Origin of the sequence: Streptomyces sp. NPDC057486 (assembly GCF_042802415.1) — a bacterium.
In the GTDB taxonomy this organism is placed as follows: Bacteria; Actinomycetota; Actinomycetes; order Streptomycetales; family Streptomycetaceae; genus Streptomyces; species Streptomyces yanii.
This window is the reverse complement of sequence record NZ_JBHVEE010000206.1, coordinates 1-11,720: the sequence shown is the minus strand read 5'-3', so window position 1 is coordinate 11,720 and position 11,720 is coordinate 1. Positions and strand designations below refer to the sequence as shown.

Genomic DNA, 11,720 nt, shown 5'->3' with positions numbered 1-11,720 from the left:
CGCACGCTCGCTGCGTTGTCGGGGTCGTCCGAGTACGTCCGGTACGAGGACGACCCTCCGCCGTGCGATCGCACGCACCGGACGCCGCCGGGCCCACCCTTCGGGCGGACGGCGGGACTTCCGACACACGCCCTAGTCCTGCCCGTAGCGCGGATCCACTGACTCCGGTGACAGCCCGAGCAACTCCGCGACCTGTTCGACCACGACCTCGTGCACCAGCAGCGCACGCTCGTCGCGGTTCTTGGTACGGATCTCGACGGGGCGCCGGTAGACGACGATCTGCGCGGGCCGGTCCTTCTCCGCGGACACCGCACGTCCCAGCGGTACGGTCTCCTCCTGCGGCCCCGGCACATCGAGGACCATGAAGTCGACATCGGCCAGCTGAGGCCAGCGCCGCTCCAGCCGCTCCACCGAGTCCTGTACGAGATCACGGAAGTTCTCCGCCCTGGTGGCCGAGAGCGGCACCTGGGGCGGCGCGACCGGTCCGCGCATGCCGCGGCCATGGCGGTCACGACGGCGCGGTCGCGGCTCGGACCGCGGCTCGGACGGGTGGGGCGGCGGTACAGGACTGTCCATCACCGACGCAGCGTAACCCTCTGTGGGGCAGCCGGATCGCCCGTCACCGGCAGCACAGCGGCATGTCCGCACTTGAACATTCCGGCCAAGCTTGAGCCCGTTTCAGGCCCGGTCCCCGACCGCCGATCTCCTACGTATTGACAGCTTATGCGCCGAGTGGTGACCGAAATCGTTGCCGTTGCGACCTGCGCTTCCCTCTTCCCGCGCAGGTCAGGCCAGTTGCCCGAAGGGCGGTTGTGCCGGAGGTCACAGTGCGACACGGTGGGGTGACCTGAGGGAGAGTCGTCGCAGCCCGCTCAAGAGTGCGGTACCGTCCAACATCGTGAGCCCTGTACGTCGCTGTTCGCGCACCGCGTGCGGCCGCCCTGCCGTCGCGACACTGACGTACGTCTATGCCGACTCGACTGCGGTCCTCGGCCCGCTCGCCACCTACGCCGAGCCCCACTGCTACGACCTCTGTGCCGAGCACAGCGAGCGACTGACCGCGCCACGCGGCTGGGAAGTCGTCCGGCTCACCGATCCCTCCGCGCCCACGCGCCCCAGCGGTGACGACCTCGAAGCGCTCGCCAACGCCGTGCGGGAAGCCGCGCGTCCGCACGACCGCGCGGCGGAGGCCAGGGGCGGCGGCCCGCAGGCCGCGGAACCGATGGAGGTCGCGCGCCGCGGTCACCTGCGGGTCCTGCGCTCACCCGACTCCTGAAGCGGTCGACCACCGAACGACCGCTCCCCCGAGAGCCCGCGGACCGGCCGGGTAGTTTGGGCGGTCCGCAGAAATCTCAGGAGGACCGGCCCGTGGCTGCTGATCTGTCGCAGATCGTGAAGGCGTACGACGTGCGCGGAGTCGTGCCCGACCAGTGGGACGAATCGCTGGCCGAGCAGTTCGGGGCGGCGTTCGTCGAGGTGACGGACGCGGAGGCGGTCGTGATCGGCCACGACATGCGTCCGTCCTCGCCCGGCCTCTCGGCGGCGTTCGCGCGCGGCGCGGCGGCACGGGGTGCGGACGTCACCCTCATCGGTCTGTGCTCGACCGACCAGTTGTACTTCGCCTCCGGCAGCCTCGGCCTGCCCGGTGCGATGTTCACGGCCTCGCACAACCCGGCGCAGTACAACGGAATCAAGCTGTGCCGGGCCGGCGCCGCGCCGGTCGGCCAGGACACCGGGCTGGCCGAGATCCGCGCCCTGATCGAGAAGTGGGCCGAGCAGGGCGTACCGCAGCCGGTCGCCACCCCCGGCACCGTCACGGACCGCGACACCCTCACCGACTACGCGGCCCACCTGCGGTCCCTGGTCGACCTGACGGCCATCCGCCCGCTGAAGGTCGTGGTCGACGCGGGCAACGGCATGGGCGGTCACACCGTCCCCACCGTCTTCCGAGGACTCCCGCTCGACGTCGTCCCCATGTACTTCGAACTGGACGGCACGTTCCCCAACCACGAGGCCAACCCCCTCGACCCGAAGAACCTCGTCGACCTCCAGGCCCGGGTGCTGGCCGAAGGCGCCGACCTGGGCCTCGCCTTCGACGGCGACGCGGACCGCTGCTTCGTCGTCGACGAACACGGCGCGGGCGTCTCCCCGTCCGCGATCACCGCCCTGGTCGCGGCGCGTGAGCTCGCCCGCCACGGTGGCAAGGGCACCGTGATCCACAACCTGATCACGTCCCGGTCGGTCCCCGAGGTGGTCCGCGAACACGGCGGCACCCCCGTCCGTACCCGCGTCGGCCACTCCTTCATCAAGGCGGAGATGGCCGAACACGGCGCGATCTTCGGCGGCGAACACTCCGCGCACTACTACTTCCGCGACTTCTGGAACGCCGATACGGGCATGCTCGCCGCCCTCCACGTCCTCGCCGCCCTGGGCGGCCAGCCGGGCCCGCTCTCCGAACTGGTCGCCCAGTACGACCGCTACACCGGCTCCGGAGAGATCAACTCCACGGTCGACGACCAGCCGGCCCGCACTGCGGTGGTACGCGCATCCTTCGAGGCGCGCGAGGGCATCGCGCTCGACGAACTGGACGGCCTGACGGTCACGGCACCGGACTGGTGGTTCAACCTCCGGGCCTCCAACACGGAACCCCTCCTGCGCCTGAACGTCGAGGCACGCGACGAGGGGACGATGAAGGCGGTACGCGACGAGGTCCTGGCCCTGGTCCGCGCGTAGGACCACTCCCGGCCCTCATGGACGAGCCTCCGGTCCGTCCTGCGTTCGAGAACCGGACGGGGGCCGGGACGGAGCACCGGTTCCGGGAAGGGGCGGGCAGGGGCGAGCCCGCCGCAGGCGCACCACCCGTGGGCCCCGACCCGCACCGCAACCCCACGCACACCACATCGCCCCACCCGCCCCACCGGCTCCGGGCCGGGCCGCGCCTCCGCCACCCCGGCGGTAGGCTGACGACGCCTGATCCGCGTGAACCGAACACACACGTTCGAATGCTCGAAGGGACCCGCCCCATGCCGCTCGAAGCCGGCCTTCTGGAGATCCTCGCCTGCCCGGCCTGCCACTTCCCGCTGGACGACCGCACGGCAGCCGACAGCCCCGAGCTGGTCTGCACCGGCACCGACTGCGGCCTGGCCTACCCGGTGCGGGACGGCATCCCCGTCCTCCTCGTCGACGAGGCCCGCCGCCCCGCGTAACAGCGAGTCACGGGACCGCCGCCACCCACCGCACCGGCGACCCCGCCCGTACACCGCAGACCTCACGCTGAGCAGCACGTGATCGGAGGCCCGTCCCCATGCTCGACGAGTCGTTGCTCGACGCCCCGGAAGCACTGGCCCGAGCCGACCGCCGCGGTCTGCTCCGTGGCGCCGCCGAGGCCGGGGCGCGCGTCCGTACCGCCGCCCGGCACGCTGCGGAGGCCGGAATCACCGAACTGACCCCGGAGGGCCGCCCCCGCGCCGTCATGGTCGCCGGCTCCGGCACCGCCGCGTTCGGCGTCGCCGACCTGATCGCCGCACTGGCGGGCGCCTCGGCCCCCGTCACCCGTATCTCCCCTTCCGGCGTCGCACCCGCCGCGGGCGCGATGCGCTGGACGCTCCCCGGCTGGGCCGGCTCCGTCGACCTGCTGCTGATCGCCACGGCCGACGGCACCGAACCGGGCCTCGCCCTCCTCGCCGAACAGGCGTACCGGCGCGGCTGCACGGTCGTCGCCGTCGCCCCGCACGGGTCCCCGCTGCGCGAGGCGGTCGACGGGGTGCACGGACTCGTCGTACCGATGGCGTCCGCCCCGCACGGCGAGTACGACGCCGAGACCTCGGCCGCGGGTCCCGGCACGCTCTGGGCCCTGTTCACGCCGCTGCTCGCCCTGCTCGACCGGGTCGGCCTGGTCACGGCAACCCCCGAGGCGCTGCAGAGCGTCGCCGACCGTCTCGACCGCACCGCCGAACGCTGCGGACCGGCCATTGCCACGTACAGCAACCCGGCCAAGACCCTCGCTGCCGAACTCGCCGACAGCCTGCCCCTCATCTGGACGGAGGGCGACACCGCAGGACCTGTCGGGCGACGCTTCGCCGCCGTCCTCGCCGAACTGTCCGGCCGCCCGGCCATCTCCGCCGAACTCCCCGAGGCGCTCCCCGCCCACGGGGCACTGCTGGCGGGCGACTTCGCCGCGGGGGCCGACCCCGACGACTTCTTCCGCGACCGGGTCGATGAGACCGAGCCCCTGCACGCCCGGGTCGTCCTGCTCCGGGACCGGCCCACCGGCGGCCTGAGTGCCGCCCCGGCCGCCCGCGAACTCGCCCTCGGCCACGACACGGCGATCAGTGAACTCGAACCCGAGGAGGGCACGGCGCTCGAAGCCCTCGCCGAACTCCTCGCAGTCACCGACTTCGCCGCGGTCTACCTGTCCCTGGCGTCGGCAGCTCACCCCTGAACCGCTCCACCACATCGCACGATCCCCGCATCTCACGAGGACGAAAAATCTCCATGGACCGGCTCTCCAACACCGTGCGCCCTTATGCCTGGGGCTCCACCACCGCCATCCCCGAACTGCTCGGCGTCGCTCCCACCGGCGAGCCCCAGGCCGAGATGTGGATGGGCGCCCATCCCGGAGCCCCCTCCCGCCTCACCCGTACCGCAGGCACCGAGCAGCCCCTGACCGACATCATCGCCGCCGACCCCGAGCGCGAACTGGGCCCGGCCACCGTCGAGAAGTTCGGCCCCCGCCTCCCCTTCCTCCTCAAGCTGCTCGCGGCGGGTGCTCCCCTCTCCCTCCAGGTCCACCCCGACCTCACGCAGGCCAAGAAGGGGTACGAGGACGAGGAGCGCCGGTCCGTCCCGATCGACGCACCCCACCGCACGTACAAGGACGCCAACCACAAGCCGGAACTGATCTGCGCGCTCACTCCCTTCGAAGGTCTCTGCGGCTTCCGCCGGCCCACCGAGGCCGCCGAGGCGATAGCGGCGCTCGGCGTCGACTCCCTCAAGCCGTACGTCGATCTGCTCGGAGCCCACCCCGAGGAGGCGGCGCTCCGCGAAGTGCTCACGGCGATCCTCACCGCCGACCCCGCGGAGATGACGGAGACGGTCACCGAGGCAGCGGCCGCCGCCGAACGCCTCGGCGGCGCCCACGCCCCGTACGCCCGCATCGCACACCACTTCCCGGGCGACCCGGGTGTCATCGCTGCGATGCTGCTGAACCACGTGCAACTCCAGCCCGGTGAAGCCCTGTTCCTCGGCGCCGGCGTCCCGCACGCCTACCTCGGCGGCCTCGGTGTCGAAATCATGGCCAACTCGGACAATGTGCTGCGCTGCGGACTGACACCCAAGCACATCGACGTCCCCGAACTCCTGGACATCGTCCGCTTCGAGGCGACCGACCCCGGCATCCTGCGCCCCGAGGCTGCTCCCTCCGGCGAGGAGCTGTACGAGACCCCGGTCGACGAATTCCGGCTGTCGCGCTACGACCTCTCGCCCGGCGCCGCTCCCGTGGACCTGACCAGGTCCGCCCCGCAGATCCTGCTCTGCACCGCCGGTGCGCCCCGCGTCGGCACGCTCGACCTCGCCCCCGGCGGCTCGGTCTTCGTGCCGTCGGACGAATCGGTCGAAGCGTCCGGTAGCGGCACACTGTTCCGCGCCACAGTGGTGGCCTGACGTACCGTCCGCATCAGCGGCTGCAACAATGTCCGGCCGTACCGCGGCGCCAGGGCCGCAGCATTGACGAAGGGACACCAGGCACCCATGAGTGCGTCAGGCGGAACCAAGGCGATCGTGGCGGCGCTCGGCGCCAATCTCGCGATCGCAGTGGCCAAATTCGTGGCGTTCCTGTTCAGTGGCTCGTCGTCGATGCTCGCGGAGAGTGTCCACTCGCTCGCCGACTCGGGCAACCAGGGGCTTCTGCTGCTCGGCGGCAAGAAGGCCCAGCGCGAAGCCACCCCCCAGCACCCCTTCGGCTACGGCCGTGAGCGCTACATCTACGCCTTCCTCGTCTCCATCGTCCTGTTCTCGGTCGGTGGCATGTTCGCGGTGTACGAGGGCTACGAGAAGATCAAGCACCCGCACGAGATCGAGGCCTGGTACTGGCCGGTCGGCGTACTGGTCTTCGCGATCATCGCCGAGGGCTTCTCCTTCCGTACGGCCATCAAGGAGTCCAACGAGACCCGCGGATCGCTCTCCTGGAAGGAGTTCATCCGCCGCGCGAAGGCCCCCGAACTCCCCGTCGTCCTCCTGGAGGACTTCGGCGCGCTGATCGGTCTGGTGCTCGCCCTCGCAGGTGTCGGCCTGGCCCTCGGGACCGGCAACGGCGTCTGGGACGGAATCGGCACCCTCTGCATCGGCACCCTGCTGATCATCATCGCGATCGTCCTCGCTGCCGAGACGAAGTCGCTGCTGCTCGGCGAAGCCGCGGGCACCGACCAGGTCGACAAGATCAAGGCCGCAGTCGTCGACGGCGACACCGTCACCCGCATCATCCACATGCGTACGCTCCACCTCGGCCCGGAGGAACTGCTGGTCGCCGCGAAGATCGCCGTCCAGCACGACGACACCGCCACCGAGGTCGCCAACGCCATCAACGCCGCCGAGGCCCGCATCCGCGAAGCGGTCCCGATCGCCCGGGTCATCTACCTGGAACCGGACATCTTCAACGAGGCGGCCGCCGCCGCGGGCACCAATCCGGCCACAGCCCCCGACGCCGACCCGGCCGATTCCGGCCACTGATCCTCCCGATCCCTCGTCCGACCGCTCCCGGCCCCGAGTGGGCTGGGAGCGACTGGGCCGATCGGTGTAGATTCGATGACAGTGTCAGACGTCGCTGCTGATGGCGGTCGGCCGCTCCGCTCCTGCGGAACGGGCGAGGGAGAGAGGGCCTCCGACGGACTGCGCTGCGAGCGCCCGGGCATTCGTGTGCCCGCCGCCGCAGAGCCAAGCCCTACCCACCCTCGACCCCATTACGAGGAGCAGCCCGTTATGACGACGGTCGCCAATCGACAGGACTTCAAGGTCGCCGACCTCTCCCTCGCGGAGTTCGGCCGCAAGGAGATCACGCTCGCCGAGCACGAGATGCCCGGCCTGATGTCGATCCGCAAGGAGTACGCCGACTCGCAGCCGCTGGCCGGCGCCCGCATCACCGGCTCGCTGCACATGACCGTGCAGACCGCCGTGCTGATCGAGACCCTGGTCGCCCTCGGCGCCCAGGTCCGCTGGGCCTCCTGCAACATCTTCTCGACCCAGGACCACGCCGCCGCGGCCATCGCCGTCGGCCCGAACGGCACCCCGGACGCCCCTGCCGGAGTCCCGGTCTTCGCCTGGAAGGGCGAGACGCTGGAAGAGTACTGGTGGTGCACGGAGCAGGCTCTGACCTGGCCGAACACCCCCACCGGCGGCCCGAACATGATCCTCGACGACGGTGGCGACGCCACCCTCCTCGTCCACAAGGGCGTCGAGTTCGAGAAGGCCGGATCGGCCCCGGACCCGTCGACCGCGGACAGCGAGGAGTACGGCCACATCCTCACCCTGCTGAACCGCACCCTCGGCGAGGCCCCGCAGAAGTGGACCCAGCTGGCGTCCGAGATCCGCGGCGTCACCGAGGAGACCACGACCGGTGTGCACCGGCTGTACGAGATGCACCGCGACGGCACCCTCCTCTTCCCGGCGATCAACGTCAACGACGCCGTCACCAAGTCCAAGTTCGACAACAAGTACGGCTGCCGCCACTCCCTGATCGACGGCATCAACCGCGCCACCGACGTCCTGATCGGCGGCAAGACCGCCGTCGTCTGCGGCTACGGCGACGTGGGCAAGGGCTGCGCGGAGTCCCTGCGCGGCCAGGGCGCCCGCGTGATCATCACCGAGATCGACCCGATCTGCGCGCTGCAGGCGGCGATGGACGGCTACCAGGTCGCCACCCTCGACGATGTCGTCGCCCAGGCCGACATCTTCGTCACCACGACGGGCAACAAGGACATCATCATGGCCGCCGACATGGCCAAGATGAAGCACCAGGCGATCGTCGGGAACATCGGCCACTTCGACAACGAGATCGACATGGCGGGTCTCGCCAAGATCGACGGCATCGTCAAGGACGAGGTCAAGCCGCAGGTCCACACGTGGACGTTCCCCGACGGCAAGGTCATCATCGTGCTGTCCGAGGGCCGCCTGCTGAACCTGGGCAACGCCACGGGCCACCCCTCGTTCGTCATGTCCAACTCGTTCGCGGACCAGACCCTGGCCCAGATCGAGCTGTTCACCAAGCCCGAGGAGTACCCGACCGACGTCTACGTGCTGCCCAAGCACCTCGACGAGAAGGTCGCCCGCCTCCACCTCGCCGCACTCGGCGTGAAGCTCACGACCCTCCGACCCGAGCAGGCCGCCTACATCGGCGTCGAGGTCGAAGGCCCGTACAAGCCCGACCACTACCGCTACTGATCCGGTGCTGATCCCGTCAGTCAGCAGCGCAGATCGCCGCACCCGGTGACCGGTCCAGAACTGCTCTGACGGACGGACCGGTCCCACCTTCAGCAGCAAATACGAGCGCAGGCCCCCGCACCCCCGTGTCGGGGGCCTGCGCCGTACCGCACCCGCACAGCCCGAGGAACCCGAAGGACCCCATGCCCCGCGGCCGTTATTCGCTCCACGATCCCCACGACCACACCCCCCTCGGCCAGGAACACTTCCAATGCGCCCCTGGCCCCTCCGGCTGGCGCTACGTCTCCCAGACCACCGCCCCCTCGGGCGATCACCTGGGCTCCGTCGACCTCACCCTCGATGAACTCGGCCGCCCCCTTCGCCTCGAACTCCACGCCGCGAGCTGGCAGATCCGAGGAGCCGCCCTCGAAGGCGTCACCTGGGTCCGCACCGACCCGACCGGAATCCATGCCACCGAAGGCAATGTCCGCGCCCACGCCTTCACCGGCACCTCCCCCGCTTTCCTCGTCGCGACCTCACGGCTGCTGCGCCTCACCCCCGGTTCCCCCGCGACCCGCGTCCGCCTCGTCGCCTTCACGGACCCGGTCCTCGCCCCCCGTACCGTCGACCAGTCCTGGGCCCTGGTGAACAGTGAAGCGCACGCCACTGACAGTGGCCCCTTGATGGTGGACGAATACCAGGTCAGCGCCCTGGACACAGGCGAACAGCACACCGTTCACATCGCCGGCGACGTGGTCCTCTCGGCCCCCGGCATCGAGCTCGAAGAGCTGGAATCCCCGCCCTCCCCCCGCTAAGCAGGCGGAGCGAACCCGGTGCCCGGAGCCCGCACCGCGGACACATCCGTCCCGGCGACCTCAGAAGCCCCAGGGCTGGCAGGCCCCACAGGGGCCACCCACTCCATGGGCCCCGACGCAGTCCTCACGCCTCCCGCGCCCTCGACACCGCTCTGGCCGTCCACAGGCGGACCCGCGACCTCCGGGGAAACCGTCTGCGCAGCGGCGAACACCCGCCGCGCATCCCGCGCCTGCCGCTCGTTCACCACGCCGGCCAGATACGCCGCAGCCGGTACCCCTTCCGGAACGGGCACCCCTGTACGTGCCGCCAGCTCCCCACTCAGCCGCGTGGCCATCGACCACCCCACCTCCGCATCGAGCTGGTTCATCCGCGTCAGGTACTGCCGTATCGCCAGCCACAACTCGTCCGGCACCGCCGACAGATCAAGCGCGGCGAACCTCCCGACCAACCACGGCGGCGGAGGCGGCACGGCGACTCCCCGCCCCGCCGGCACCCGTTCCCGTACGACGAGCGTCCCCGCGAAGACATCCCCGAGCCGCCGCCCCCGTGCCGACACCAGCGACGCGATGGATGCGACGACCCCGAGCGTCATCAGAATCTCGACGACCCCCATCGCCCCACGCACCAGCGCGTGCCGGAACCGGATCGGCCCGCCGTCGTCCCGCACCACCCGCAGCCCGCATGCCAACTTCCCCAGCGAACGGCCGTGGCTGAGCGTCTCCACCGCGATGGGCCCGCCCACCAGCACGAGCAGAAACGTGGCGACGGCAATGGCCGCACCCGCCGCCTCGTCCAGCGTCACCGTCGCGACGGCCAGCCCGATCGACACCAGGATGAAAACCGTCCACACCACGACAAGATCGATCGCCAGAGCCAGCGCCCGACTCGGCAGTTTCGCCGGCCTCAGCCCCAGCACGACCGCGTCCCCGGTCACAAGCTCACTCATTGCCGCCCACCCTTCGCCGACCTTCCCTGCCCCTCGGGAGCTCAGTCTGCCAAGCTGACCCGCAGCGCGCCGCAGTAGTACGGACCCGTACGCACCCATGCCTGGAGCAGCAGCCGACCATGGACCTCGACGTCTTCGTGACAGCCCACCGCACCGAGTGGGACCGCCTGGAACACCTCCTGCATCGCGGGCGCCGTCTCACCGGCACCGAAGCCGACGAACTCGTCGCCCTCTACCAGCGGACGGCCACCCATCTCTCACTGATCCAGTCCAGTGCCCCGGATCCGATGCTCACCGCGCGCCTCACCCAGCTCGTGGCCCGTGCCCGGTCCACCGTGACAGGCACCCGCCGGGCCACCTGGCGCGACGCCACCCGCTTCCTGACTGCCGGTTTTCCCGCAGCGGTCTACCGCTCCAGGCACTGGTGGATACCCACGGCCGTACTCTCGACGCTCCTGGCCGCACTCATGGGCTGGTGGATCGGCACCCACCCGGAGGTCCAGGCGGCGATCGCCGCCCCGGAAGACCTCCGTCGCATGACCAGCCCCGGAGGGGAGTACGAGACGTACTACTCCAGCCACCCGGCCGCTTCGTTCGCAGCCCAGGTCTGGACGAACAATGCTCAGGCGGCCGCGATGTGTCTGGTCCTGGGGGCATTCCTCTGCCTGCCGGTGATCTGGATCCTCTTCGTGAACGTACTCAACCTCGCAGTCGGCATCGGCCTGATGTCGTCGGCCGGCCGACTCGACACCTTCCTCGGCCTGGTCCTTCCGCACGGTCTGCTCGAACTCACCGCGGTATTCGTCGCAGCCGGTACAGGCCTCCGCCTCGGCTGGACGGTCATCGATCCCGGCCCGCGGACGCGCCGCTCCGCCCTCGCGCAGCAAGGCCGAGCCGCCATCGGCATGGCCATCGGTCTGGCCGTGGTCCTGTTCGTCTCGGGAGTGATCGAAGGCTTCGTCACCCCCTCGGGCCTCCCCACCTGGGCCCGTATCGCCATCGGGATCGCGGCCGAACTGGCGTTTCTCGCGTACGTCTACATACTCGGCGGCCGAGCGGCCCGAGCCGGCGAGGCAGGAGACCTCGACGCCACCGAGCGAAGCGCCGAGCTCCCGGCAGCCGCCTGATGTGCGTATGACCCCGCTGACCTGCTAGTCTTCCTCTCGCCCCAAAAAACCATTGACATGGTGGACAGGGGGAGGTAGATTTCAACGGTTGAGTCGGACTGGACAGGTTCGAGTGCAACCGGTAGTGTCTACCTCGCTCTCGACGGAGACAGGGTCTCCGCAGAGCCATTGATTCTCCTTATATCGAGTAACGAAGCCGATTAGATCGGCCGAAATGCTTCTGATAAAGTCGGATCCGCCGAAAGGCAAAGGCCACTCCAAAGGCCACCGGAATCAAATTCGGACCGGAAACGGAAACGAAAAAGAGTCTGGTAAGGTTGGAACCGCCGGAAAGGGAAACGCGAAAGCGAAGAACTGGAAAGCGGAACCCGCTTCGACCGGGAATCGGACACGAAAGAGTCTGATAGAGTCGGAAACGC

11 protein-coding genes are annotated in these 11,720 nt (G+C 70.0%); 9 read left to right on the top strand and 2 right to left on the bottom strand.

Annotated features, from left to right (window positions below; all coding sequences use genetic code 11):
* Positions 1-132: 132 nt before the first annotated feature.
* Positions 133-576 (bottom strand): metallopeptidase family protein, encoded by a 444-nt coding sequence (locus tag ACFU6I_RS45530; protein WP_384379583.1) that lies wholly within the window; start codon positions 574-576, stop codon positions 133-135.
* Between the two features lie 322 nt (positions 577-898).
* On the opposite strand from ACFU6I_RS45530, the gene ACFU6I_RS45525 reads away from it, so the two are divergent.
* From ACFU6I_RS45525 to ACFU6I_RS45490, 8 genes are all read left to right on the top strand, one after another.
* On the top strand, positions 899-1,276 hold the full coding sequence (locus tag ACFU6I_RS45525; protein ID WP_384379580.1) for a DUF3499 domain-containing protein: 378 nt from the start codon (positions 899-901) through the stop codon (positions 1,274-1,276).
* A 92-nt stretch (positions 1,277-1,368) separates the two neighbouring features.
* A complete protein-coding gene (locus ACFU6I_RS45520; RefSeq protein ID WP_384379577.1) occupies positions 1,369-2,733 on the top strand; it encodes a phosphomannomutase/phosphoglucomutase in 1,365 nt (454 codons plus the stop codon).
* Positions 2,734-3,023: 290 nt separating this feature from the next.
* Positions 3,024-3,206: a Trm112 family protein gene (locus tag ACFU6I_RS45515; RefSeq protein ID WP_266984966.1), complete on the top strand. Its 183-nt coding sequence runs from the start codon at positions 3,024-3,026 to the stop codon at positions 3,204-3,206.
* Between the two features lie 98 nt (positions 3,207-3,304).
* Entirely contained in the window at positions 3,305-4,441 is a 1,137-nt protein-coding gene (locus tag ACFU6I_RS45510) for an SIS domain-containing protein (RefSeq protein WP_384379574.1), read from the top strand.
* A gap of 53 nt (positions 4,442-4,494) precedes the next feature.
* The gene (gene manA, locus ACFU6I_RS45505) at positions 4,495-5,661 is read left to right on the top strand and encodes a mannose-6-phosphate isomerase, class I (RefSeq protein WP_384379571.1); all 1,167 of its coding nucleotides are present in this window, start codon (positions 4,495-4,497) and stop codon (positions 5,659-5,661) included.
* Between the two features lie 87 nt (positions 5,662-5,748).
* On the top strand, positions 5,749-6,726 hold the full coding sequence (locus ACFU6I_RS45500; RefSeq protein WP_384379568.1) for a cation diffusion facilitator family transporter: 978 nt from the start codon (positions 5,749-5,751) through the stop codon (positions 6,724-6,726).
* Between the two features lie 249 nt (positions 6,727-6,975).
* On the top strand, positions 6,976-8,433 hold the full coding sequence (gene ahcY / locus ACFU6I_RS45495; RefSeq protein ID WP_384038907.1) for an adenosylhomocysteinase: 1,458 nt from the start codon (positions 6,976-6,978) through the stop codon (positions 8,431-8,433).
* A 182-nt stretch (positions 8,434-8,615) separates the two neighbouring features.
* A complete protein-coding gene (locus ACFU6I_RS45490; RefSeq protein WP_384379565.1) occupies positions 8,616-9,227 on the top strand; it encodes a hypothetical protein in 612 nt (203 codons plus the stop codon).
* Here ACFU6I_RS45490 and ACFU6I_RS45485 read toward each other — a convergent pair.
* On the bottom strand, positions 9,224-10,174 hold the full coding sequence (locus ACFU6I_RS45485; protein WP_384379562.1) for an RDD family protein: 951 nt from the start codon (positions 10,172-10,174) through the stop codon (positions 9,224-9,226). The genes ACFU6I_RS45490 and ACFU6I_RS45485 overlap by 4 nt on opposite strands.
* 119 nt (positions 10,175-10,293) lie before the next feature.
* Here ACFU6I_RS45485 and ACFU6I_RS45480 point away from each other — a divergent pair, with 119 nt between their 5' ends.
* On the top strand, positions 10,294-11,301 hold the full coding sequence (locus ACFU6I_RS45480; RefSeq protein ID WP_384379558.1) for a stage II sporulation protein M: 1,008 nt from the start codon (positions 10,294-10,296) through the stop codon (positions 11,299-11,301).
* The last annotated feature ends 419 nt before the right edge of the window (positions 11,302-11,720 follow it).

Bases quoted from the DNA above. Each gene is read 5' to 3' on its own strand.
- ACFU6I_RS45530 (WP_384379583.1), bottom strand. From the start codon at position 576: ATGGACAGTCCTGTACCGCCGCCCCACCCGTCCGAGCCGCGGTCCGAG.
- ACFU6I_RS45515 (WP_266984966.1), top strand. From the start codon at position 3,024: ATGCCGCTCGAAGCCGGCCTTCTGGAGATCCTCGCCTGCCCGGCCTGC.
- ACFU6I_RS45510 (WP_384379574.1), top strand. From the start codon at position 3,305: ATGCTCGACGAGTCGTTGCTCGACGCCCCGGAAGCACTGGCCCGAGCC.
- manA (WP_384379571.1), top strand. From the start codon at position 4,495: ATGGACCGGCTCTCCAACACCGTGCGCCCTTATGCCTGGGGCTCCACC.
- ACFU6I_RS45500 (WP_384379568.1), top strand. From the start codon at position 5,749: ATGAGTGCGTCAGGCGGAACCAAGGCGATCGTGGCGGCGCTCGGCGCC.
- ahcY (WP_384038907.1), top strand. From the start codon at position 6,976: ATGACGACGGTCGCCAATCGACAGGACTTCAAGGTCGCCGACCTCTCC.
- ACFU6I_RS45490 (WP_384379565.1), top strand. From the start codon at position 8,616: ATGCCCCGCGGCCGTTATTCGCTCCACGATCCCCACGACCACACCCCC.
- ACFU6I_RS45485 (WP_384379562.1), bottom strand. From the start codon at position 10,174: ATGAGTGAGCTTGTGACCGGGGACGCGGTCGTGCTGGGGCTGAGGCCG.
- ACFU6I_RS45480 (WP_384379558.1), top strand. From the start codon at position 10,294: ATGGACCTCGACGTCTTCGTGACAGCCCACCGCACCGAGTGGGACCGC.